Here is a 24,649-nt window from a genome sequence, read left to right on the forward strand (position 1 = left end):
AGTAAATGGTAAATCTGATATTTTTTATTTTGAGAGTTTGGTGCTTTTTAGAATAAAAAATTGAAGCTTGAGCTACTTTAAAGGTATTTTGCATCAAAGCTTAAGGGCAATAAATCCATTACAGAAGCCACTTTAATAATGTTTCCTGTTTCGCCCATAAAATAAATTTCAATTGGACTTTTTTGCTTTTTCTCGTATTCAGAAAGGGATTGTCTACATGCGCCACAGGGGGCGATTGCTTCCGTTGTTAACTGGTTTTCTGAACGTGCGGTAATGGCAAGCGTTGTAATAATTTGATTGGGGAAATTTGCTCCAGCATTAAAAATTGCGACTCTTTCTGCACAAAGACCAGACGGAAAAGCAGCATTTTCTTGATTATTTCCTGTTACAATTTGCCCTGAAGAAAGGCGCAGGGCTGCACCTACCCTAAAATGTGAATAAGGCGCATAAGCATTTTCACGTGCTTGCTGCGCCTTATTCATTAATTCTTGAATGTCTTTTGGAAGTTCTGAAATAGTTTCAAAAACTTCTAAATCAATTTCAATTTTTTGTTTTTTCACTTGTTATTTCTAGTATTCGTCGTACGTATCTCCGAAGTTGAAGGTAAGGCCAAAACGAAGTGTGCCATCCAATGGGCTGTTTGCCAATTTAGAGGTAGAGAATAAATACGAAATATCAATATTGATAGCAGTATAACGGAAGCCTGCTCCTAAAGAAGCAAATTTTCTTGAACCTTTATCATCACTTTCATTAAAATAACCTGCTCTAAATGCAAATACATCTTGATACCAGTATTCTGCACCTAAAGACCATGTAAATTCTTTTAATTCTTCACCAAAACCGTCTGGAGCATCCCCAAAAGAAGAAAACATTCCACTAACGAAACTTTCGTTGTAGTAATCATCTTCACTATTAATTACACCATCTTCGTTTGAATCGCTTGGTGTTGGCACTAATAATTTGTTAGCTTGGGCTGAAACACCAACTTTGTTGTACTCATCAAGTATAAAATCAAATCCCCCACCTAAGGCAAGATTTGTTGGAAGGTTGCTTTCAGAACCTACTTCATCATACTTTAATTTTGGACCGATATTCGATATATTAAAACCCATTCTCCAACGCCCATCAAAATCGTTGTAAGGAATTTCTTCACTCTGATAGTAACCCGCAACATCTACTGCAAATGAACTTGCAGCGGAAGCATCATCGTTTGAGGTCTGTAATTTTAAGTCCGAACGGATATACCTACCCGCAACAGCCATTGCAAAACGCTCACTTAATCTAAGTGAATACGAAACATCAAAAAGAAGTTCGTTTGGTTTAACTAATAAAGGCTCTTCGTCTGCAGTTTGGCGAAGTTCTATTTCACCATTACTGAAATAACGAAAACTTGCAGCAACCGCGCTTTTTTCGTTTAATCTATTATAATAGGTAAGATTTCCTAAAAATATATCGTTTACCAATTTACTAAGGTAAGGTGTATAAGTTACCCCAACCCCTTGTTTTGATAGTGAAAAAGCATATTTTGCAGGATTCCATTGTTGCGAAAAAGCATCTGCTGAAGTTACAACCCCCATATCCCCCATACCAGCTGCACGTGGATCAGCAGCTATCAATACAAAAGGAACACCCGTAGTAATCACACGGTTTTCAATCCCTGTATTGTCTTCTTGCGCCATAGATTTAAAAGCAACTAAACCTAATAAAATTGGAATAAATAATTTCTTCATGTTAAATAATTTTGAGCAAATATAATTTTAATTTTTAAAGGATAACGAGTTTCTCGAATTTTTCAACCCGCTGATTTGTTAACGCAGATCTTACTGTAATCTTATAAACATAGACACCTTTTCCGATGCGATCACCAAAATCATCGCGGCCATCCCAAGTGATTTCTCTGCTAAGATAACTGCCAGACGGGGGTAAGCTTGCGTTTTTTGTCCAAACCACTTTCCCGGTAACGGTAAACACCTGGACCTGCACATCTAATGTTTCATCCGGCCTATTATGATTAAACCAAAATTCGGTATAACTAACAAATGGGTTTGGATAATTAAGCACGCGGCTAATTTCTAACTTTTCACTACCGGCAACAATAAATTGTATTTCTGCAGTTGATGAATTATTATAAACATCCCAAGCTTTTAGGGTTAACGTATGCAAACCGTCTTCTAAATCACGGAATTTATAATTTGTTACCCCTTTGGTATAATCATCTACTTCAGCTTGGTAAAATTCATTTAAAAGAAAAGGATTAGACTCATCGCCATCAAGTACCGCAACTATATCATGCCCAATACCACTTGCAGTATTAATACCATTGGGGTCTTCTAGTTTTACGAGTAAAATTGGGGAGTCATCAGTAATTCCACCTGAAACGAAACTTTCATCGTTCATAAAAAGCTTGATATCTGGACCTTCATTATCTTCGGGAGCATCTTCATTTAAACCTCCCACTTTTAAGTCGAGGTTAACACCGGTTTGGTCTTCCAAAATATCATCTCTTTTCGCATAGAGACTTACTCTTCCATTACCAACGGGGATTTGGATATCGCGTGGAACTACAAATTCAAACTCAAAAACGCCATTAGCAATGGAAGCTTGGCCATTAAAAAGACCTTCCCCAAGAGTGGTGAAATCCATATATTTATTGTTATTGTCGTTATCTAGCGTTCTGCGATTTACTTTTTTATCATATATTTTAGCTTCCAAAACACCGTTGTATTCTCCCATTAACGTACCGTTTTGATTTAAAACTTCCCCTTCCAATTTTATTTTACTTAGCGCTTTTAAGGTATCTGTTGCTTGGGCAATAGGCACGCCGTTTAATTTTGTTAAGCGAATACTTTTCTTAGGAAAAGCAAGACGCATAGCTGGGTCTCCAATATAAAAAACAACCCGCCTTAGGGTTCTACCCACCCCCATTGTATTCTTAGAAATTCGCAAGCCTTCAGCCGGAGTATTTGGAGGGTCGTCACTAAACCCAAATAATTGATCTGCCAATAATTCATTAAATGTAACCCCGTCATTTATATAAATCGCCCTGGTGGTTGTAACAAGTGAAATAGCACCGCCTTCCTTATTCTGATAGGTAAGTTCCCCAGCGGTAATTCGTAAGGGGTTATCGAATTTTGTAAACTCGCAAGTAACCGTGATGATACACGGAAGGTTATCTGCATTTTTTAACTCGATTGCAGTTTCTTTAGTATAAATAACTTCCGAAGACAAGCCATCTTCCCCTCCATGACCAAAATAATCTATTATTATCGCCCCAACATCAATAGCACTTTTAATAGCTTCATTCACTTGCGGGTAGCGGTTACCACCAGCTGAAGCTTGTTGTTGGTATGAATCTGAGTGTATTTTTTTTACATTTATAAAAGGCTTTTCGGCTTCTATAACATTCCCAAGCGAATCTAATTTTTTTTCTAATATATCTTCGCTTGCTTTATCTACATCATCAGAAATTAGCACAAAATTATTTCTCCAATTGCCATAAGAAGATTGCGACTCATACCTTATAATTTTATCTACCATTGCATTTGCCAGAGAAACATTATCTACCACAATCCTTCCCATTGCTATATCTAACAAATCGATATCTGTCAAGGCGCTATTACTACCAATGTCATACGTCCTACCTCCAATTGTTCCTTCATCTTCGTCCATATTTCCAAAAAAATCGTCAGACATAAAGGAGTTACTAATACTCGTACCTAGTTGCGTTTGGTAGGTTGGCACTATATTATTGTTATTTGCAAGTCGGTTTTTATAATCAATGGATGCATCGCCCATTATTCCAACATATTTAACACGTTTCTCTACAGAAGAAGCATTGTAATAAACATACCTAATAAAATTTCTAATTGCAGCAATGTCTTGTCTTCCGGAACTAAACTCTTCATAAATTTTATCGGTAGTAACCACCTTTACATTAAGCCCTTGAAGATTTTTATGATAGGTAGCCAAGCGCAATGCTGGTTGGATAAGAAACGGAGCTGTAATAATAATATAATCTACATCTTTAAAATTTCCTGATTGGTCCTTAAAAATAGTTCCCTTTAAATTTTGGTTTTGAACTTGAGCCTGTGCAAGTTTCACTGGAACATAATAGTCATTTGGATTTATTGCTACGTAATTTCGCAACCGCCCCATTGTTTGTTTAAAACTTAATGTAGCCGCATTATTTTCATTTTGTTTTGAAGTAATAAACTGAAAGTCTGTTACATCCCAAACCTGCGAAAACTGTGTAGCATTCGTTATTTGGTATTCTCCCACCCCTGTTATGGTAGCTGCATCATTATACTGAAAAAGCAATTGACCCGTAACGCCGCTCAATTTGCGCTTTGCCCAAATACTAATATAATCTAGATACCCAACACTGGATGGATTACCAGCATTGTTATACTCCAAGTCTACAGTTACAGTTTCTCCATTTGCTGGAATATCGACCGTTAATTGATCCATACCTAATAAGTTTCCATTCCCTAATTTGGCAAAATTAAGTGGGTCCAAACTCGTCCTATTTGCAGACACCGCCATTGAAGTCGTGCTTTCTGAGGTTGCCGCTGCTTTTACCGTAAGTGTAATTGGTTTTCCCGAAACAATATTTGGAAATTCGAAACTAAAGCTTTGTTCATTTTCAATATCAAAACGATTTCCAAACCACTTCCTTCCTACTTTTGAAGGGCTGTATTCATCACTTTCATAAAATTGATAATCATCAAACTCCGTGATATTTATAGTTGTTGCGCCAGAAGGCTCTACCATTGGCACCACTCTTTTCCCTGGAGTCCCACCAACAGTAACATAATAATAAGAATCGTCACTATATGGATTTAGGTTTGAGTCGTTTTCCTTCACATATCCTTCGGTACTAGTTCCATAAAACAAAATGTAGTCTCCACCATCAAAACTACCATCTGCTTCACCTACAACCTGTATTGCATTTTCAGGTAAATCAAAATATTTGGTTTGTCTATTTAATAAAGGAAGTGAGCTTCCACCGTTACCATAAATTTTAATATTTCTAGGGTTAATACCATCTGTATTCATCCCTATATCATTAAGAAACGATTTGTCTAATTTATAAACCCCCGTTTTAGGCACTTTAAATTTAAACCATTGCCCTGTTGCTAAAACTGAATTGGTTAAAGCAGGAGGTGCATTTTTACGCTGAGAACCATAGGTATAGTTAATATCAAAAGAAAGAACTTTTTGATAGGTTCCATTCTTTTTTATGATAGGAGAAATATTGAAAATAGTATAAAGCTCATCCCTCGCCATTGTGCTAGAAATAGAATATTCAAGCTTAGTTGGTAAGTTATTGGGATTTATTTTTTTTAATTCTTCTGAAGAAACAGATCCGTAACGCACATTCGTAACAGTTATGGAGTTTTTATCTGCAAAACCACCGTCTTTCCATTGGGTTGCATAACTCACATTATCTTTATTCAACTGAAGCTTAAGTCTATCTAAAGCTTCTTCATAGGCAGAACCAGAAGATTTTCCACCAGCGAAACTTTTGGATGTGCTGGTTGAAGCACCCCAATTTATAGTTATGCTTTTTGATTGTGCTTTTCCTAAAAAAGGCATCAAAATTAGGGTAAATAAAAATATCGTTTTTCTCATTAGTACCATTAACGCTGCAAATATACACTTAGTATAAGCTAACAATTTAAACTTTTCACCTAAAATGATATTAGGATAATAATTTTAAAACTAATACGTTTGCATACCAGATTGGTCTTAAAATCTTTTAAAACCCTACAATACAATAATAACAAAATATTATTGTGTTTTTATCGTTAATTACTATATTGCGAACCCAATTTTATCATATTTGAATTTATGATGTTAAGAAAAAAACTAGCATTAAAGCTATTTATCACTGTTCTTATAGCCACACTTTTTGTAGGCTGTAACAAATCTAGGGACTATAAAGACAGTTCCCGTGCAACAGGTTGGAAAATGAACGCTAAAGAAGGCGGTTTCCAATACAATCCACAATCCAAAGAACAAGAAACAGGCCCAGGGCTTGTGTTTGTTGAAGGCGGAACTTTCACAATGGGAAAAGTTCAGGATGATCCAATGCACGACTGGAACAATTCCCCGAACCAACAACACGTTCAATCATTCTATTTGGATGAAACCGAAGTTACAAACCTAATGTATCTTGAATACTTAGATTGGCTTAAAAAGGTTTTCCCTCCTTCTGATGAAAATTATAAAAGAATTTATGAAGGCGCTGTTCCCGATACATTAGTTTGGAGAAACCGTTTAGGTTTTAACGAAGTAATGACAAACAACTACTTACGTCACCCTGCCTATGCAGAGTACCCTGTAGTAGGAGTTAGCTGGGTACAAGCAGTAGAGTTTAGCAATTGGAGAACAGACCGCGTTAATGAAATGGTACTAGAGACCGAAGGCATAACCTCTCGTAATGCGCGCTATGAAGTGGAGCCAGGCGAAACTTTCAATACAGAAACATATTTAAACGCGCCAACACTTACCTATGGTGGAAATGACTCCATAACACGCGGAGGAAAACGTTCAGAGTCTATTAAGAAAAGAAGTAAAGACAGCACCAATTTATACATTCAGCGTAAAGATGGATTGCTAATGCCTGCGTATCGTCTTCCAACAGAAGCAGAGTGGGAATATGCAGCACTTGGTTTGGTTGGACTTAGAAACTATAACGTTTACAGAGGAAAGAAAAAATACCCATGGGAAGGTCAATACACCCGCTCAGGGAAAAGAAGATCTCGTGGTGACCAAATGGCTAACTTTAAACAAGGTGATGGTGATTACGGTGGTATAGCTGGTTGGAGTGATGATGGCGCTGATATAACCGCTCAAGTAAAATCGTATGAGCCAAATGATTTTGGTCTATATGATATGGCGGGTAATGTTGCCGAATGGGTAGCAGATGTATATCGCCCCATTGTTGATGACGAATTTAACGACTTCAACTACTATAGAGGAAATGTCTACACCAAAAACGCTATTGGCGAAGATGGAAAAGTAAAAGTAGTTACTATGGACTCAATCGTTTATGACACCTTGAGTAATGGAAAAATCGTAGCACGTAACTTACCTGGAGAAATTCTTCAAGTACCGATTGATGAAAACGAAACTTATTTAAGACCTAATTTTTCGGAAAGTGATAACCGTGATTACAGAGATGGAGACAAACGCTCTTCACGCTACTACCAATCTTTTGCTGACAATGAATCTGAAAGCTCAGATGGATCAAACCGTATGTACAACTCACCTATTCAAAAAGTGAATGCAGACAGCACAGGAACACTAGACCGTCAATACGATAAAACAACAACTAGAACCACACTTGTAAACAATGAAGTTCGCGTCTACAAAGGAGGTTCTTGGAGAGACAGAGATTACTGGTTAGATCCTGCCCAAAGACGTTATTTCCCTCAAGATATGGCATCAGACTATATTGGTTTTAGATGCGCAATGAGCCGCGTAGGTTCTAAATCTAAAAAAGGCAAACGACCAAGAAATTAAAAATTATAAAATCATTAAAAACAACCCTCCATTGCATATAGCTTCGGAGGGTTTTTTAGTATATTTATTTTATGAATATAACATCACTTCACAACTTTTTTCTGGAGAGCTCTGGCATCTGCACAGACACTCGAAAAATATTTAAAAACTGCATATTTTTTGCTTTGAAAGGAGATAATTTCAATGGCAATCTATTTACTCAAGAAGCTATAGAGAAGGGCGCCTTCAAGGTTGTGGTTGATCAAGCTGCTTTTCATAAAAATACAGGTGAAACAGTTTTAGTTGACGATGTTCTACTGGCACTTCAGCAATTGGCGCAGTTTCATAGAACTTCTTTAAAACTTCCTATAATTTCACTTACCGGAAGCAATGGAAAAACAACCACTAAAGAACTTATAAACGCAGTTCTTTCAAAAAAATACAAAACATCTGCCACAAAAGGAAATTTAAACAACCATATTGGAGTTCCATTAACTCTTCTTGACATGAACAAAGACACCGAAATCGGCATCGTGGAAATGGGCGCTAATCATCTTGGGGAGATAAAATTACTAAGCAATATTGCCAAACCCGATTATGGATATATCACTAATTTTGGAAAAGCACACTTAGAAGGGTTTGGAAGCTTAGAAGGTGTCGTTAAAGGAAAAACAGAGTTGTATCAGTTTTTAAAAGCACAAAAAAAGAAAATTTTTGTAAACGCCAACGACCCAAAACAAGTATCAAGCTCTAAGGGGATTGACAGTATCACTTTTGGGACAGACACTGCTGATTTCAACATTCTATTAATTGACAGCTCCCATCACCTACGCCTGTCATTTAACAGCACTGAAATACAAAGTAATTTGGTAGGCGCATACAATTTTGCAAATCTTTCTGCAGCAATTGCAGTTGGCGCATATTTTAAGGTTCCTATAGAAAAAATAAAAGCTGGAATTGAAGAATACATCCCTACAAACAATCGTTCACAGTTAATTACAAAAGGAAGAAACACGATTTTAATGGATGCCTACAATGCAAATCCCACAAGTATGTTGGCGGCATTAGAGAATTTTAAACAGTCAAAAGGTGAAAATAAAATTTTATTTCTTGGCGATATGTTTGAATTAGGAAGCGATGCTGAGATAGAACATCAAAACATAGTAAATTATCTAAATGAAAATTCCTTTGGAAAAGTATTTTTAATTGGAAGTAATTTTTTTAAAACAACCAACCAAGCTTCACACATTCATAGCTTTAAAAACTTTGAGACCTTAAAAAATGAATTAGAAAACCAACCGCCTAACAATGCTACAATTTTAATAAAAGCCTCACGCGGAATGGCTTTAGAGCGAATTTTAGAGCTGCTTTAAAGCTATTTGAAGAAAAGGGGAATAGCCTATTTATCAAACTTTTTAATTGGTTTCTTTTTTATCATCCCTCCCTTGGCATCTTTCACCGAAGTCATAATTACAAACGCATTTTTATCTATTTTATTAATTTCTGCTTTAAGCTTACTCATTTCCAAACGTGTTATCACAGTATAAACCACATCTACAGGCTTACGGGTTTCACCAACGTTTGAAAAGCCTTTTTCAGCTTTAAAAATAGTACAACCTCTTCCTAATTTTTCAATAATTGCGAGGCGGATTTCATCATTTTTTTCAGAAATTATAGTAATCCCCATAAACTCTTCAATACCATCTATTACAAAATCTACTGTTTTTGAAGCTGCGAAATACGTTAGGATTGCATAAAGTGCAATTTCAGTTGAAAGAAAATATGCCGCAGTCATAAATATAATCACGTTAAATATCAAGATCACGTTTCCAACCGTAAGTATTGTTTTTCGGCTTATAAAAATTGCGAGCACCTCAGTTCCGTCTATAATTGCACCACCACGTATCGCCAAACCAATTCCAAGGCCTAAAAACAGACCTCCAAATGCCGCAATTAATATTTTGTCGTCTGTAATCTGCGGATACGGTATAAATGCAACAGCAACGGCTAAAAGAACTATTCCGATAATACTTTTAACAGCAAACCGTTTACCAATCGCAAAATATGCTATTAATAAAAAAGGGAGGTTAATACACACTAATAAAAGTGAAAGCGAAACTCCCGTTAGTTCATTTATCATCAAGGAAATACCCGTTACACCTCCATCAATAAAGGCGCTTGGCATTAAAAATCCTTTTAAGCCAAAGGAAGCTGCTATTATCCCTAAAAGTAAATAGAAAAAATCCCAGAACTCATGTGTGACCTCAACTTCCAAATCTTTTATTTCTTGATCTAAAGAAGCTGCTGGCAGTTTATCTTGCTGATTTTTTTGTCGATTTTTAACAAGGTTAGTAATAATGCTTTTAAACATAGTGCTTTATAATTATTTTAAGGTTGGTCAAAGTTAAACTTATTACAAGTGTTTTATTTAAGAATGGGAAGAAAATAAAAATTTAGGCATAAAAAAAACCGAAGTGAAAACTTCGGTTTTTAAATCTGGTGGGCGATGAGGGGTTCGAACCCCCGACCCCCTCGGTGTAAACGAGGTGCTCTGAACCAGCTGAGCTAATCGCCCTCATTGTTTTGAGGTTGCAAATATAAGTTAGTTTTTAATTCCCACAAACATTTATTTAAAAAAAATTACAAAATTTCAGCCACAACAAAAGTACTTCCTCCAACAAAAACTAAATCATTGGCTGAAGCTGCTTCACTTGCAGCTATATAAGCTCTTTTAACTGAAATATATTCTTCGCCAACCAAACCAAAACCTCTAGCCTTAGTTAGCAACAAGGATGCTTCTAAGCCACGAGGAATACTGGGCTTGCAAAAATAATAAGTTGCATTTTTGGGGAAAAGCGGCAATACCGAATCTAAATCTTTATCATTAACTACCCCCAAGACAATATGCAGTCTTTCAAACCCCTCATTTTTAAGCTGCTCAATCACTAATAGCAACCCTTCTTTATTATGAGCAGTGTCGCAAATAATTCTGGGAGATTCACTTAAATATTGCCAACGCCCCATCAAGCCAGTATTCTTGATAGTATTTAATAAGCCTATTTTAATATTCTCTTCGGAAATCACCCATCCTTTTTCCTGTAAAATGGTCAGAGTTTTTAAAACTGTTTTAATATTTTTTTGCTGATAACTACCTTTCAAATCTGAAATATAGCCTGAAGAGTCGAACATATCTGCAAAAGCGATAATGGTATTCTTTTCAGCAGCAATTTTTTCAAATACAGGTTTCGTTTCTTGATTTGTTTCCCCAATAATTACAGGAATTTTAGGTTTAATTATCCCTCCTTTTTCAGAAGCAATTGCAGCCAAAGTGTTTCCCAAAAACTGAGTGTGGTCTAATCCTATATTTGTAATAACCGAAACTTGAGGAGTGATGATATTGGTACTATCCAGCCTTCCCCCCATACCTACTTCAATTATAGCAATGTCTACTTTTTCTTTTCTAAAAAAATCAAAAGCCAAACCAACCGTCATTTCAAAAAAAGACAGTTTATTTTTTTCAAAAAAAGATTTATGTACGGTAACAAATTCCGAAACGTTTTCTTCCGGAATCATTTTACCGTTAATTTTTATTCGCTCGCGAAAATCTTTTAAGTGGGGCGAAGTATAGAGCCCTGTCTTATAACCGGCTTCTTGAAACACAGACGCCAACATATGGCTCGTACTTCCCTTTCCATTGGTTCCTGCCACGTGAATGCTTTTGAAACTTTTTTCAGGATTTTCAAGATAATTAGCAAGCTGTAAGGTTGCATCCAAATCCGCTTTATAGGCAGATTGACCAACTCTTTGGTACATTGGCAGTTGGGCAAAAAGCCAGTTTATACTTTCAGGATAGTTGATGGTTGAAAATTTTTATTGAACAATTATTTTTTTGGTAGTCTGTTTTTCTCCTTCGGAAATTTTAAAGTAATAAATACCAGGCTGAAGATGCGCTACAGAAACGCTTATTTCATTTTTATTTTCGAAGTTTTCTTGCTTCACAAGCCTTCCCATAGTGTCATAAATAAATAAGGAGGCTTTAGTAGATCCTTTTTTCAAAGAAACTGTAACTAGTTCAGAAGTCGGATTTGGAAATATTTTTACTTCCGAAACAAAAGTAATATCCTTATCATTTAAAATATTAGTAGAAACATCGATTTTATAAGTAGAACGCCCAAAAGTTGCGGCATATAAAAACGCTGATGCTTCGTGAAAAAACAAATCTGTAACGACTACAGAAGGCATATTTTCACCTAAAACATTCCATGTGTCACCTTCATCATTTGTTGCAAAAACACCTACATCGGTACCGATAAAAAGGTTTCCGAAGGTATCCTGCTCGATATCATTAACTGGAATATCTGGAAAGCTCGTAGAAATATCTGTCCATGTAGCGCCGAAATCTATACTTTTATAAACATGACCTATATCGTCTCCAAAGCGATAGCCTGAAAGTGTTATATAAACTGTGTTTTCATTTTCTTTTGATGTTAGCACTTTAGTAATCCATCGGTTTGGGATACCTACAGAAACATCTGTCCAATTAGCACCACCATTTTGTGTTACCCAAGCTTTTCCATCATCTGTTCCTACATAAATAACTTGACTGTTAAATGGTGAGACACTTATAGTCGTTATGGTTCCAAAAGTTAGGTTCCCCGTATGTGGACCATCTGTTAAATCTGGGCTAATAGCGCTCCAACTATTCGCAGCATTGGTTGTTTTATAAAGTCGGTTTGTACCAAAATAAAGCGTTTGTGAATTATTGGGATCAAAAACAATTGGAGTATCCCAATTATTTCTGTCACCGCCGGCGATACCATTTGTAGCATTAGAAAATGAGTTTCCATTATTGGTTGATTTTCCTAACCCCCCATATTGATAAAGCGCGTATATAACATTAGTATTTGTAGGATCTACAAGAGGCTGAAAACCATCACCACCATAAATAATACTCCAATTACTTAAGCCGGCATTTTGGGTTCGACTCGTACTATTGTCCTGAGCCCCACCATATATCTTGCTATCGTTTTGCGCATCTACGTGCATTCTATAAAACTGTGTAATGGGAAGTTTCAAGTCTTTTACCGCAGAAACCCCTCCATTGGAACTGTAATAAAGTCCGCCATCATTTCCTAATAAAACTTCACCCGGAACAGAAGCATTAAACGCCATGGCATGTTGATCAACATGTGCATTTGTAAAAACGTTACTCCAGCTAACACCACCGTTGGTTGACTTTTGCACTTCAAAATCTACATTATAAAGCACGTTTTCATCTGTTGGGTCTATAAAAATACCTCCGAACCACCAATGAAAGCCTACATCATTCAGCTGATTTGAATTTACAGCTACCCAGGTAGCACCACCATCTGTAGTTTTGTAGACCCCTTGAATATTCCCTGCAGCATCCGCATAACGAGCATATAAAACATTTGGATTAGATTGCGATATATCCAAACCTATCCTTCCTTTTTGTGAAGCCAAGCTTGGTAAACCACTAGTAAGCTCAGTCCAATTAGCACCTCCATCAGTAGTTTTATATATACCAGAGGTAATACCACCATACTGTCTATTGTTTGGTCTACGAATACGCTCCCATGTTGCTGCGTATACAATAGCGCCATTTGTGGGGTGAATAGCCATATCTACAACACCTGTAGAATCGCTTACAAACAAAACTTGTTGCCAACTATCGCCTCCGTTATTAGTTTTATAAACTCCACGATTTGTACTTTTTTTAAATAATGGCCCCATTGCGCCTACATAAGCAACATTGTCGTTTCCAGCGTCCAAAACAATTTTCCCAACACTTCCAATATCTGGCAATCCCTTAGATTCCCAGGTAGTGCCACCGTCAATACTTTTATACACCCCATCTCCATCATAAACCAAAGAACCGCCGCCAGCATTAACTTCTCCGGTGCCCACGTAGATAATATCGTTATTGTTTTTTGAAATTTCTATATCCCCTATTGAAAGCATTTCTTGCTCATCAAAAATAGGGGTCCAGGCGTCACCCGAGTTACTAGATTTAAAAATTCCACCTGAAGCAGCACCTACATAGTATACTTCTGGTTGAGTAGACGGTATTTCTATATCCGTAATTCGTCCACCGATGTTTAATGGGCCACTAAATTGCCATACTTCATTTACTTTATTTCTACTTGCATTACTTTTTTTCCATTGAATTGCTTCAGAATATGCTGAAGAATTTATTTGACCGCTAGGATATGCGCGTTGCATAAACATAAGATCGAAAGGGTATTTTTCATTTTTTTCTTCAGAAGTTAAACCCTTTTCTTTTTCTACAGAATTCTTACAACCAATAAAACAAAATAAACTTAAAACAAGGAGGGATATACGATACATAGGGTTAGGTTTGAAGCCTAAAGATACTGAAAAAAGGTAAGTAACTTAGAAAGAAAGTGTGCTAGTCTGAAAGACTGAATTTATAAATAATTTTTCCAATCTGTTTTGCAGGTGCCTTATCGTCTGCATTAAATTTTGTTGCCATTGCGGCACGCTTTGCAGGATCTAAAAGGCATTTGGAGTTGTTTGTTGTCCCTCGTACTCCTGCTGTAGCATTGATAACTTTTCCATTTCTGTCTACCTCTATACTAACCACTACAGTCCCAGCTTCATTACATTCTTGAACAAATTTCTCTTTATTGAGTGCTTTTCTTCCCCCAAGCAAGTAATTACCATCACCGTCTAAGCCTTTACCTGTGCCATAATACGCGCTTGCATTTGGATTGCCGTCTGGATTTCCTTTGTCCCCAGGATTGCTATCGTTGCCTTCGCCACCTTTTGCCGTTCCATCACTTTTTGGACCATTTAAAATACTAGACAGCGCGTCAGTAGTAGATTTGTCAGGTTTTGGGTCTGGTTTTTTAACTTCTTTTTTAGGCACCTCTTTTACAGGAGTTTCCTTTTGTTCTTTTTTAGGCTTTTCCTTTTTTATTACAGGCGCTTCTTCATCATCCTGAGTAACTACCTCCTCTTTTATTTCAGATTTTGGTTGTGAAACAGACTCAGGAGTTGTTTTTTGTGGTGCAGCCTGTATCTTTTCGGTGGGTTGAATTTTTCCACTACCCCTTTCCGTCGTGCCAAAATTAATTGCAATACCTTGCTCCAAAGGTGGATCAAGGTATTTCATTCCTACATAAAACAATAGAATTAGTATGATAACATGCACAATTATCGTGATGATCATACTTTTTCGTTTATGTTCTGTATTTAAAAAATTCAAGGAGTGGCGATTAACACTTATTAATGTTGACTTTTTGGTAAAAATTAGACCTATAAAGAATAATTTTAATACTTAAGAGTTGCTATAATTACGAGTGGTTTAATTAGGTCTAACGGCAAGTACTACCTTAAAATTGTTTCTGTTTGCAACATCCATTACAAAAACAGCATCTTCAATTGGCACACCTTCTTCTGCGCGAAGAATTATTGTAGGTTCTTCTTGGCCTTCAAGCGCCTTTTTAAGTTCACTTTCAATGCTATATTCGCTTACACGCTCTTTATTAACATAATAAGCTCCATCTTTTGTGATGCTTACGGATGCTTTCTGCACATTTGAAGTTTTCCCTTTTGCTTTTGGAAGTATTAAATCTAAGGCATCTGGTGTTATTGCAGGCGAAGTAAGCAGAAAGAATACCAACAACAAAAATACAATGTCTGTCATGGAACTCATACTGAATTCGGCGCTAACTTTATTTCTTCCTCTTAAATTCATTAAGCAGGTTCGTTTAACATGTCTAGAAAATCTACCGCAGTAGCCTCCATTTGGTGTACTACTTTATCTGTTTTCACCACCAAATGGTTGTAGCCCATATAAGCAATAATCCCTACAATTAATCCCGCCACAGTTGTAGTCATCGCGGTATAAATACCTTCAGCTAAAGTTCCCATTTCGGCTTGGCCGCTACTGGTTGCCAGTTGGTGAAACGCCAACACCATTCCAATTACGGTTCCTAAGAAACCTATCATGGGTGCTGCGCCAGCAATGGTAGCTAAAACACTTACGTTTTTTTCTAATTTATAAACTTCCAGACGACCCGCATTTTCAATAGCGGTATTAATATCTTCCAGCGGACTCCCAATTCGGGAAATCCCCTTTTCAGTTAAATGTGAAACAGGAGTATTATTTTGAGCACAAAGAACCTTCGCGGCTTGGATATTACCTTTTGCAACATGGTCACGAATTTGATTCATAAAATTACTATCCATTTTAGAAGCAGCTTTTATAGCGAAAAGCCTTTCAAAATAAATATAGACAGCCACAAAAAGCAGCACAAAAAGAACAGCTATAATTAGTTGTCCTGCTACCCCTCCGTTTAAGAGGAGATCCATAATAGAAAGAGTTTTTTCTTGCGCAATAGGTTCAAGATCTTGTGCAACCTCGGCACCCTCTTGAATAAAGAAGTTTAACATAAATAGCATTTTGTTTTAGTAATTAACGGATTTAGGTTTCAGAAATTGTTAGGCGTTGTGAAATAACACCCTTTCAATTAAAAGGAAAACTCCGGCACCGGCAATAAAGCCAACAAAAGCAAGCCAAGTAATTTTTTTCAAATACCAGATAAAATCAATTCGCTCCATCCCCATTGCAGCAACACCAGCGGCAGAACCTATAATTAGCATACTTCCTCCTGTACCAGCTGAATAGGCTATAAAGTGCCACAACACAGAATCCATTGGCATATCGTACATACCCATAGAGGCAGCAACAAGAGGTACATTATCTATAATTGCAGATAAAACACCCAATAAGATTACCACTACATCTTGATTTGGAATAGCGCCTTGTAAAACTTCAGCAAGATAACGTAGTGTCCCTACTTCTTCGCCATTTACAACCCCATATACAAGACTTTCAAGTCCTGCAACTGCCATTAAAATTCCAAGGAAGAAAAGAATACTAGAAATTTCAATACGTGAAAGTGCCTTATGTGCAGAATAAAGATGTCTTCTTTCTTTGCTAAAATCTTCTTCCGGATGAATATATTCTGAAACCAACCAAACTACACCTAATGCTAACATCATCCCCATATATGGAGGTAAATGCGTTAATGTTTTAAAAACTGGCACAGAAACTATCATTCCTAAGCCTAAAAACAACATTGTTCTACTGCTTAAAAGAACTTCTTCATCTTTATCTTCTGTCGTATCTACTTCAATATTACCTCGAAAAGCTGGCAAATAGGTAGCGATTATAAAAGGCAGTGCAAAACAAACTATAGAAGGGATAACCACATATTCTATAAGCCCTGCAGCAGACACTTTTTTGGCAATCCACAACATGGTTGTAGTTACATCTCCAATCGGCGACCATGCCCCTCCAGCATTTGCAGCAATAACAACCATTGCAGCAAACCAAAGACGGTCTTCTCTTTTATGAATCAATTTTCTTAAAAGGGTGATCAATACAATAGTAGCAGTAAGGTTATCTATAATTGCTGAAAGGAAAAAAGCAAGTATTCCGATAATCCAAAGTAATTTCTTCTTACTTTTTGTACGTACTGCACTTTTTAGAACTTCAAAGCCTCGATGCAAGTCTATTATTTCAACAATGGTCATTGCTCCAATAAGAAAAATAAGAATCTCGGCAGTTTTACCTAAATGATGAAGCAGCGTACCTTCAAAGCCTTCCATTGCGTGTTCGCCTCCGGAAAGAAAATTAAAAGCTTGTTCTTCAGTATTTATAACATCAAACCATCCACTGGTAAAACCAATTGCTAATACAGCCCAAATTAGGGATGCCATAATTAGCGCAGGTACTGTTTTGTCTAATTTTAAAGGATGTTCTAATGTGATAGAAAGATACCCTATAACAAATATTAAAATGATTATTGAAGCCATACTATAGTCGGTTATTAAAAATTATATCAATTGTTTTAATGCAATCTCAAATGCAGTTTTACTTATATTTGACTTCGTACTATTGTTATCGAAGGTGTTTTGGATAGCGTTTTTAATGGTTATAGAAGTATCATTAAATATAGCTTCATCTGTCATTTGCACTTTGCGCTCCATAAAATATGCAAATACACGTGCCATCCCACAGTTACTTATAAAATCGGGAATTAAACTAACACGCTCATCGGTGTATTCCATAATTGGGCCAAAGAAAATTTCTTTATCCGCAAACGGCACATTAGCCCCACAGCTAATTACCTCTAATCCTTTTCCAATCATTGCAGAAATCTGTTCTTTAGTAACCAATCTAGAGGCTGCGCAAGGCGCGAATATTTCTGTTTCAAGATTCCAAATTTTCTCATTAATTTCTTCAAAAGGAATCATGTTTTCAGCTACTAATGTATTGCCATTTTTCTCAAGAAAAAACTTTTTTATTTCTTCAAAAGAAAAACCATCTTTATTGATTATTCCACCTTCACGGTCAATAACCCCGACAACTTTAGCGCCCATTTGCGAGAGGTAATACGCAGCGGCGGCCCCAACATTTCCAAAGCCTTGTACTACAGCACGTTTTCCTTCTACACTACCACCATAAATATCGTAATAATGACGCACTGCTTCCGCAACTCCAAACCCTGTAATCATATCGGCTACAGTATATTTCCTAGAAATATCTGGTGAAAAGTTTAAATTTTCTAACACCTTTATTACTCCTTGACGCAATTGACCAATTCTATTAATTTTATCGGCTTCCGTGGGTGAAAAATGACCGTTAAAAACCCCTTCCTGTGGATGCCAAACACCACTTTGCTCTGTAATTGGAATTACCTCGTGGATTTCATCAACATTTAAATCACCTCCTGTCCCGTAATACGCTTTTAATAGAGGCGATACAGCTTTATACCAGCGTTCTAAAACACCTTTTTTACGCGGATCGGAAGGATCAAAGTTAATACCGCTTTTAGCACCACCAATTGCTGGACCCGAAACCGTAAATTTCACTTCCATTGTTTTGGCAAGAGAAAGCACTTCGTTGGAGTCAAGTCCTTTACGCATACGTGTTCCACCTCCGGCAGCACCGCCACGTAAAGAATTTATTACAGTCCAGCCTTCGGCTTCGGTTTCAGGATCGTTCCAGTGAAAAACTATTTCGGGTTCTTTGTCTTCGTATTTTTTAAGTAATTCTTTCATTTTTATGCGGAGCGTTTTGTTTCTCCTTCGCTAAAGCTTCGGAGTTTGGTGACAAATATAAAAAACTTGTGAGGGGTTTATATTGATTTTATGTAAAATTTATTGGGAGAGTTTAGTAAAACCATAATTATAAAACTAAACGTAGACTTACTTATACTTATTAAGTTCAGTAAGTTCTTCATTTACTTTATTTATCCACCATTTATTACGCGCAATCAAGATCCCATTTTTAGTATCATAATCATAGGTTTTTTGATACTCCCTACATTTTTGCCACAAAACCTCATAAGCTGTCGCATATGAAGAAAATTTTTGCTCACCTTTTTCCTTTAATCCTGAAAATTTCTTTCTAATTTTTCTCGCATACAATTCTGCAATATCGAAATGCAATTGTTCGTGAGACAGTAGTTCGTATGTTTTAATAACAGACCATGATTTATCCTTATAAAATTTTGCTATAACTGTCAAGTTTTCATACCCCTGAATATTATCTTCCCTATCAACTAAAACATTTTCAGGAATAATTTCAATGGAATATGTCGTTAAAGCACTTCCAAAAAGATTTGGATCTATTTCACCTGAAAAATCTTTCCATTCAAGTTGGATATTTTGATTCCAAAGAATTGTATTATTAGACTCATCCGTATTATTTTGAGATAAAATACGTGTTGTATAAAAAAATAAAAACCATAATAATTTCATAACTAAGAATTCAATTGTAACAAATTAACTATTTGTAAACCTTCCCAGAAGAATGGTCTCGTTCTGCTCCAGTTACACTCGCCAGGCAATTAATTGCATTACGTAGTTTTAAAACACCCAAAAGCCCAAAAATCAAGGCTTCCTTATATTCTACAATTTCAGGAGCAGGAATAATTACTGTAACCGCTGCATGCGCTTTTAGTCTTTCTATTAAAAAAGAATTATACGCCCCACCCCCCGTTACTAACACCGATGAATTTACTGAAAATTGTTTCGCTAGTTGCATTGCCACATGCTCTGTAAAGGTGCTTAGTATTGTTTCAGAAGAAATTGCCAAAGCATCTAAAAGTGGAAAAATATTCGCTTTCACCCATTCTAACCCTAATGATTTTGGAGGTTTTTCAGAGTAAAAAGAATGTGAATTGAGTTTGTCGAGTAGGTTTTTATCAACTTTTCCTAAAGCTGCAATCTTTCCGTCTTCGTCAAAATCTTTCCCTAGTTTTTGAGCATACTTATTTAAAACAATATTTACTGGGCAAATATCAAAAGCAATGCGTTCCCCATTTTTTTCATAGGAACAATTTGCAAAACCGCCTAGATTCAAACAATAATCATATCTTGGAAAAAGCAACCGATCCCCAATAGGTACCAATGGCGCTCCTTGCCCTCCAAGCGCAACATCTTGTACTCTAAAATCGCAAACCACCTTTTGTGAGAGCAGTTTAGCAAGCCGCGGTAAGTTGCCAATTTGATATGTGACCCCTTTTTCAGGGCGATGAAAAACAGTATGCCCGTGACTACACACAGCATCAATTTCCTGAATAGCATGTTTTTTTATAAATTTTAAAATTTCTTCCGAAAGCTTTTCGGTGTATTTAAAATCTATGCGTTCAAGACTTTCTTTAGAATAATTGATGGCTTCGCCTAACTCTTTTCTCCAAAAAGAAGAATACGGAATTGTCTCAGCAGCGAGGATTTTAAAGCTCCACTTCTCTTCAAAATAGTTAAACCTAATTTCTGCTAAATCGATTCCATCCAGCGAAGTGCCACTCATTACGCCAATTATATGGTAGGTGCTTTTTTTCAATTATATAAAATATTTGAACTTTAAAGATAGGAAGGTTGAACTTTAAAAACACAAATATCCAGCTCTAAATATCAAATATATTTCAAAAAATAAAAAGCACACTTCCTTCTCTTTTGTTGTAATCTCGCTTAAAGTTTTACTGCTAAAATCTTCCTGTGAGACCAGCAAAATACAAATTACAACAGTCGTCTTTCTAATTGGAATTTCAAATCTGTAAGTGACTTGGAACTTCAAATTTGGCGCTTTTTTCATATTTGGGATTTGTCTATTTGTGATTTGCTTTATTTTTAAAGTACATTTGCAAATCTTAAAACGAATTTTCTTTAAAACAAAACCTATGGATTTCAGTCTATCCGAAGAACAATTAATGATACGCGACGCTGCGCGCGATTTTGCACGTACCGAATTACTTCCGGGCGTTATAGAACGAGATAACCTCCAAAAATTCCCTGCCGAACAAGTTAAAAAAATGGGCGAACTCGGCTTTTTAGGAATGATGGTAGACCCAAAATACGGCGGTGGCGGAATGGACACAGTAAGCTATGTTTTGGTGATGGAAGAGCTTAGTAAAGTTGACGCTTCCTGCTCTGTAATTGTATCCGTAAACAATTCATTGGTTTGTTACGGCCTTCAAGCTTATGGTAATGAAGCGCAAAAACAAAAATACCTAACCAAATTAGCTACTGGCGAAAAACTTGGCGCATTTTGTTTAAGCGAGCCCGAAGCTGGTAGTGATGCTACTTCGCAAAAAACAACTGCAATAGACCAAGGCGATCATTATGTATTAAACGGCACCAAAAACTGGATTACCAATGGAGGTTCTGCAGATTATTATTTAGTGATTGCACAAACAGATAAAGAAAAAAAGCACAAAGGAATCAATGCCTTTATTGTTGAAAAAGGCTGGGAAGGTTTTGAAATTGGTCCAAAAGAAGATAAATTAGGAATCCGCGGAAGCGACACCCATTCTTTAATATTCAATGACGTAAAAGTGCCAAAGGAAAACAGAATTGGCGAAGATGGATTTGGATTCAAATTTGCAATGAAAACGCTTTCTGGAGGGCGTATCGGTATTGCAGCCCAAGCATTAGGAATTGCCGCTGGAGCATACGATTTGGCTCGTGAATACTCAAAAGTTCGAAAAGCTTTTGGAACTGAAATTTGCAACCACCAAGCAATCGCTTTCAAACTTGCAGACATGCACACTTCAATCACCGCTGCCCGCCATTTAGTTATGAAAGCAGCTTGGGATAAAGACCAAGGCAACAATTATGACATGAGCGGCGCAATTGCAAAATTATTTGCTTCACAAACAGCAATGGATGTTAGCGTTGAAGCAGTACAAGTTCACGGCGGAAATGGTTATGTAAAAGAATACCACGTAGAACGCCTAATGCGTGATGCTAAAATTACCCAGATTTATGAAGGCACTTCAGAAATACAGAAAATTGTAATTTCAAGAGGTCTTTTGAAAGACTAGTTTCAATACAGCTGTCTTACTTTAAATAACAAAATATCAAGCCCGTCCATGTGACGGGTTTTTTATAGGAAGAAATTCCAAACCAAACCAAAACGCAAAACAGCATCTCGGTAGGGATAACCAGGAGCTGCAAAATGTTCGTTTTTACTACTAAAAAGTGAGGTGAAATTTTCATAAACGAAGAAAATACGCGTCTGCCTTATCTTCGCGTTAAAGAAAATATCTACCAGTGGAAACCCACCCAATTCTTGGTCATTCTGAACGTAAAATTCAGCCAAAACTGGGTCATATCCATTCATATTGTATTTAGTAAAATACTTAAAAGTAACACCCGTTTGCATAAAAAGTGCCCGTTTAAACCAATGATCTTGATAATAAAGTGAGTTTCGGGTAATAAGTTGTGGCACATTAAAAACCGTTTCCCCACTCAAAACCTGTTGATACATTACTGTATTTTCTAATGCAAAAAGGCCATAAGTAAATTCTTTTTGAGCCTTAATTTTTAAATAATCTACACGTTCAGAAGCTTGTAATGGCGAAGGTGTGCTATCAGTTGCTTTTATCCCGAAGTAGGCATAATCATCAATCCCTGTATAACTAACCGAGGCATTTCCGAAGCGTTTGGTGTTAATTTCAAACTTTAGTTCCTGCGTTTTTATATTGTTTAATTCGTTTTTCCAATTGTAATTTTGGTAATCACTTTGGTACAGTAAAAAATTGAAGTTTGGCGCCACTGAATGCACTGTTATAGATGCTTTTGCATTGTATTCTTCTTTCAAATTATACGAAGCTGCAGCTTGAATGTAATTTCCATCAAAATCGCCTGCTACATTTATTGCGCCTTTTCCAGAAAGTTTGAAGCCGTGGTATTCCTTTTCATAAGCTGCGCCAGCTTCAAAAATGCTTCCTTGTATTCTATTTGGAATTCGCACATCATCCAGCACCAAAACAGAATTATACCCATAATTAAAATCATTATAGCCTGCCCAAGCAGAAAGTTTTCCTATCAGTGAATTGTCAAAATTTGCATATGCTTTTACATTGAAATCCTCCAATTTTGTTTTGGTTTCTAAATTTGTAGTTTCATAGGAAGGTCCAAAAGATTCATAAGGCGCTGTTTGGTTGTATCTAAAAAATTTATCTTCATAACTCAACACATTCCCAATGGTAAGCACAGAATACGCTGTACTATCGCGCTGACTAATTAATTCGTAATAATGATCGCCATAAAATCGAAGTCCTTCCAATTTATTTTCAGCATTTTCAAAATTTACATCCAGCCTTCCGCGATCGTTAAATTCGGGGTCGTCATTTATAAATAACGCTAAAGAATTTTCCGTTAACCCTCCATTTTCTTGATTTAGAATATCCTGGGCCGCAACATGCATACGCGCTAAGTAGCGGTTGTTTTTAGTGCGGTAATTTGAAGTAAAGAGAAAATTTCCGGTACTCGTTAAAATATGTTGGTATTTCCCGAGTGAACGAACACCTTTATACCCAATAGAAAAATTAAACTGTGGCGAAGTATTTACCGTAAAAAAAGCATCCAATTGCTGCCCTTGATTGTATGCGGTTTTAAAATACAATTCTGTAAGGGGAGTTGGCACATTGTAATAATTAACTGCATCAATTTCTTTATAATTAAAATGATGTGCCTGTGCGGCAAAAAGGGGCTTCAAATTAAGCCGATCAAATGAATATGCCAGAGAGTTATAGGTCTGCCCAACATTTGAAAACTGAAGTAACTCAAAATTATCTCTTCGTAAATAATTAAAATTATATTTTTTAGCAATAGAAAGTGTTGTATCCACAAAAGTAGTATCGCGATCTGCTGAACTAATTTTATAAAAATCAATCGGTGGTTTTACCTTTTTTGCATTTGGGTTTTGGGAAAACACAGTTGCCGAAGCACATAAAATAAAAAGGAGCAAAAGTGTTTTTTTCATCTATAAATTAACTTTTAGCAAAGGTATATTTTTTTTGGTTTAATGGGGTATTATCAAAACTCAAACTGCGCATCACTAACTTAAACCTTCTGCGCATTTAACATCTGAAATTTGATGTTTCCTTTAATTTTATTGAATTTTGAACTCTATATGCTAAAGCTAAAAATAAACCAACATCTTCTTGAATGTGGCACTGACGAAGCAGGGCGTGGCTGTTTAGCTGGTCCCGTTACGGCAGCGGCAGTTATTCTTCCTGATAATTTTCAGCATCCTTTTTTGACAGACAGCAAGCAACTTTCAGAGAAAAAACGACTTCAACTAAAAGTTATTATAGAGCAGGAAGCAATTTGCTATAAAGTAGTTCATGTAATGATGGACGAAATTGACAAAATAAACATACTAAACGCATCTCTTTTAGGGATGCATCGAGCCATTGAAGGGCTTTCACAGCCTCCAGAATTTATTGCAATTGACGGCAACCGCTTTAAACCTTATGGAAAAATACCTTATGAATGTGTAATAAAAGGCGACGGTAAATACCTGCATATTGCTGCGGCTTCTATTTTGGCCAAAACATACCGAGACGAGTATATGACTGAGCTACACGAAAAGTTTCCGCAGTATAATTGGAAACAAAACAAAGGCTACCCAACAAAAGCACACCGTGAAGCAATTCGTACCCACGGCAGTACAATGTTTCATAGGAAAAGTTTTAAACTCCTGCCCGAGCAACTGGAATTAGATTTAAAAATTGCTGCTTCTACTATAAATAAGAAGGTTTAATTCGAAATATTCTTGTTGAAAACACGTCAA

General features: G+C 36.5%; 18 protein-coding genes and 1 tRNA gene. 4 read left to right on the forward strand and 15 right to left on the reverse strand.

Annotated elements, in window-relative coordinates:
* Positions 1-77: 77 nt before the first annotated feature.
* From cdd to porU, 3 genes are read right to left on the reverse strand one after another with little or no spacing between them, the layout of a single operon-like run.
* Positions 78-560 carry a cytidine deaminase gene (cdd, locus tag ABJ955_RS03345; protein ID WP_347373188.1) on the reverse strand — a complete coding sequence of 161 codons (483 nt, stop codon included), beginning with the start codon at positions 558-560 and terminating at the stop codon, positions 78-80.
* 9 nt (positions 561-569) lie between these two features.
* Positions 570-1,730, reverse strand: a complete 1,161-nt coding sequence (porV, locus tag ABJ955_RS03350; protein WP_347373189.1) for a type IX secretion system outer membrane channel protein PorV — start codon at positions 1,728-1,730, stop codon at positions 570-572.
* A gap of 34 nt (positions 1,731-1,764) precedes the next feature.
* Entirely contained in the window at positions 1,765-5,631 is a 3,867-nt protein-coding gene (gene porU, locus ABJ955_RS03355) for a type IX secretion system sortase PorU (RefSeq protein ID WP_347373190.1), read from the reverse strand.
* Between the two features lie 219 nt (positions 5,632-5,850).
* Here porU and gldJ point away from each other — a divergent pair, with 219 nt between their 5' ends.
* Both gldJ and murF read left to right on the forward strand, forming a co-directional pair.
* Complete coding sequence (gene gldJ, locus ABJ955_RS03360; RefSeq protein WP_347373191.1) at positions 5,851-7,527, forward strand: gliding motility lipoprotein GldJ; 1,677 nt, start codon at positions 5,851-5,853, stop codon at positions 7,525-7,527.
* 71 nt (positions 7,528-7,598) lie between these two features.
* Positions 7,599-8,879, forward strand: coding sequence for a UDP-N-acetylmuramoyl-tripeptide--D-alanyl-D-alanine ligase (murF, locus tag ABJ955_RS03365; RefSeq protein WP_347373192.1), 1,281 nt, complete (start codon positions 7,599-7,601; stop codon positions 8,877-8,879).
* A 26-nt stretch (positions 8,880-8,905) separates the two neighbouring features.
* Here murF and ABJ955_RS03370 read toward each other — a convergent pair whose 3' ends face one another.
* The 11 genes from ABJ955_RS03370 to ABJ955_RS03420 all read right to left on the reverse strand — a co-directional run bounded on the left by ABJ955_RS03370 (position 8,906) and on the right by ABJ955_RS03420 (position 20,410).
* Entirely contained in the window at positions 8,906-9,877 is a 972-nt protein-coding gene (locus ABJ955_RS03370) for a YitT family protein (RefSeq protein WP_347373193.1), read from the reverse strand.
* A gap of 126 nt (positions 9,878-10,003) precedes the next feature.
* Positions 10,004-10,081 (reverse strand) — tRNA-Val (locus ABJ955_RS03375).
* Positions 10,082-10,146: 65 nt separating this feature from the next.
* Complete coding sequence (locus ABJ955_RS03380) at positions 10,147-11,364, reverse strand: Mur ligase family protein (RefSeq protein ID WP_347374355.1); 1,218 nt, start codon at positions 11,362-11,364, stop codon at positions 10,147-10,149.
* Positions 11,365-11,376: 12 nt separating this feature from the next.
* Positions 11,377-13,875 carry a T9SS type A sorting domain-containing protein gene (locus ABJ955_RS03385; RefSeq protein WP_347373194.1) on the reverse strand — a complete coding sequence of 833 codons (2,499 nt, stop codon included), beginning with the start codon at positions 13,873-13,875 and terminating at the stop codon, positions 11,377-11,379.
* A 61-nt stretch (positions 13,876-13,936) separates the two neighbouring features.
* Positions 13,937-14,719 carry an energy transducer TonB gene (locus ABJ955_RS03390; RefSeq protein ID WP_347373195.1) on the reverse strand — a complete coding sequence of 261 codons (783 nt, stop codon included), beginning with the start codon at positions 14,717-14,719 and terminating at the stop codon, positions 13,937-13,939.
* 135 nt (positions 14,720-14,854) lie between these two features.
* Positions 14,855-15,247, reverse strand: a complete 393-nt coding sequence (locus tag ABJ955_RS03395) for a biopolymer transporter ExbD (RefSeq protein WP_347373196.1) — start codon at positions 15,245-15,247, stop codon at positions 14,855-14,857.
* Positions 15,247-15,945 carry a MotA/TolQ/ExbB proton channel family protein gene (locus ABJ955_RS03400; protein WP_347373197.1) on the reverse strand — a complete coding sequence of 233 codons (699 nt, stop codon included), beginning with the start codon at positions 15,943-15,945 and terminating at the stop codon, positions 15,247-15,249. Before ABJ955_RS03400 ends, ABJ955_RS03395 begins: the two co-directional genes overlap by 1 nt.
* A 48-nt stretch (positions 15,946-15,993) precedes the next feature.
* Positions 15,994-17,373 (reverse strand): sodium:proton antiporter NhaD, encoded by a 1,380-nt coding sequence (gene nhaD, locus ABJ955_RS03405; protein ID WP_347373198.1) that lies wholly within the window; start codon positions 17,371-17,373, stop codon positions 15,994-15,996.
* A 21-nt stretch (positions 17,374-17,394) separates the two neighbouring features.
* Entirely contained in the window at positions 17,395-18,621 is a 1,227-nt protein-coding gene (locus ABJ955_RS03410; protein ID WP_347373199.1) for a Glu/Leu/Phe/Val dehydrogenase dimerization domain-containing protein, read from the reverse strand.
* A 147-nt stretch (positions 18,622-18,768) separates the two neighbouring features.
* Positions 18,769-19,323, reverse strand: a complete 555-nt coding sequence (locus ABJ955_RS03415; protein ID WP_347373200.1) for a hypothetical protein — start codon at positions 19,321-19,323, stop codon at positions 18,769-18,771.
* A gap of 28 nt (positions 19,324-19,351) precedes the next feature.
* Positions 19,352-20,410, reverse strand: coding sequence for an anhydro-N-acetylmuramic acid kinase (locus ABJ955_RS03420; RefSeq protein ID WP_347373201.1), 1,059 nt, complete (start codon positions 20,408-20,410; stop codon positions 19,352-19,354).
* 337 nt (positions 20,411-20,747) lie between these two features.
* Between ABJ955_RS03420 and ABJ955_RS03425 the strand changes: the two genes are divergently transcribed.
* Positions 20,748-21,890, forward strand: a complete 1,143-nt coding sequence (locus ABJ955_RS03425; RefSeq protein WP_347373202.1) for an acyl-CoA dehydrogenase — start codon at positions 20,748-20,750, stop codon at positions 21,888-21,890.
* Positions 21,891-21,952: 62 nt separating this feature from the next.
* Here ABJ955_RS03425 and ABJ955_RS03430 read toward each other — a convergent pair whose 3' ends face one another.
* Positions 21,953-23,836: a putative porin gene (locus tag ABJ955_RS03430; RefSeq protein WP_347373203.1), complete on the reverse strand. Its 1,884-nt coding sequence runs from the start codon at positions 23,834-23,836 to the stop codon at positions 21,953-21,955.
* Between the two features lie 150 nt (positions 23,837-23,986).
* Here ABJ955_RS03430 and ABJ955_RS03435 point away from each other — a divergent pair, with 150 nt between their 5' ends.
* Complete coding sequence (locus ABJ955_RS03435) at positions 23,987-24,619, forward strand: ribonuclease HII (RefSeq protein ID WP_347374356.1); 633 nt, start codon at positions 23,987-23,989, stop codon at positions 24,617-24,619.
* Positions 24,620-24,649 lie beyond the last annotated feature (30 nt).

It is taken from the genome of Aequorivita sp. Q41 (assembly GCF_039831855.1).
Classification (GTDB): Bacteria; Bacteroidota; Bacteroidia; order Flavobacteriales; family Flavobacteriaceae; genus Aequorivita.

Coding starts and splice junctions, on each gene's coding strand:
- ABJ955_RS03410 (WP_347373199.1), bottom strand. CDS start 18,621: ATGAAAGAATTACTTAAAAAATACGAAGACAAAGAACCCGAAATAGTT.
- gldJ (WP_347373191.1), top strand. CDS start 5,851: ATGATGTTAAGAAAAAAACTAGCATTAAAGCTATTTATCACTGTTCTT.
- ABJ955_RS03430 (WP_347373203.1), bottom strand. CDS start 23,836: ATGAAAAAAACACTTTTGCTCCTTTTTATTTTATGTGCTTCGGCAACT.
- porU (WP_347373190.1), bottom strand. CDS start 5,631: ATGAGAAAAACGATATTTTTATTTACCCTAATTTTGATGCCTTTTTTA.
- porV (WP_347373189.1), bottom strand. CDS start 1,730: ATGAAGAAATTATTTATTCCAATTTTATTAGGTTTAGTTGCTTTTAAA.
- ABJ955_RS03400 (WP_347373197.1), bottom strand. CDS start 15,945: ATGTTAAACTTCTTTATTCAAGAGGGTGCCGAGGTTGCACAAGATCTT.
- ABJ955_RS03435 (WP_347374356.1), top strand. CDS start 23,987: ATGCTAAAGCTAAAAATAAACCAACATCTTCTTGAATGTGGCACTGAC.
- murF (WP_347373192.1), top strand. CDS start 7,599: ATGAATATAACATCACTTCACAACTTTTTTCTGGAGAGCTCTGGCATC.
- ABJ955_RS03425 (WP_347373202.1), top strand. CDS start 20,748: ATGGATTTCAGTCTATCCGAAGAACAATTAATGATACGCGACGCTGCG.
- ABJ955_RS03385 (WP_347373194.1), bottom strand. CDS start 13,875: ATGTATCGTATATCCCTCCTTGTTTTAAGTTTATTTTGTTTTATTGGT.
- nhaD (WP_347373198.1), bottom strand. CDS start 17,373: ATGGCTTCAATAATCATTTTAATATTTGTTATAGGGTATCTTTCTATC.
- ABJ955_RS03415 (WP_347373200.1), bottom strand. CDS start 19,323: ATGAAATTATTATGGTTTTTATTTTTTTATACAACACGTATTTTATCT.
- ABJ955_RS03395 (WP_347373196.1), bottom strand. CDS start 15,247: ATGAATTTAAGAGGAAGAAATAAAGTTAGCGCCGAATTCAGTATGAGT.
- ABJ955_RS03390 (WP_347373195.1), bottom strand. CDS start 14,719: ATGATCATCACGATAATTGTGCATGTTATCATACTAATTCTATTGTTT.
- ABJ955_RS03370 (WP_347373193.1), bottom strand. CDS start 9,877: ATGTTTAAAAGCATTATTACTAACCTTGTTAAAAATCGACAAAAAAAT.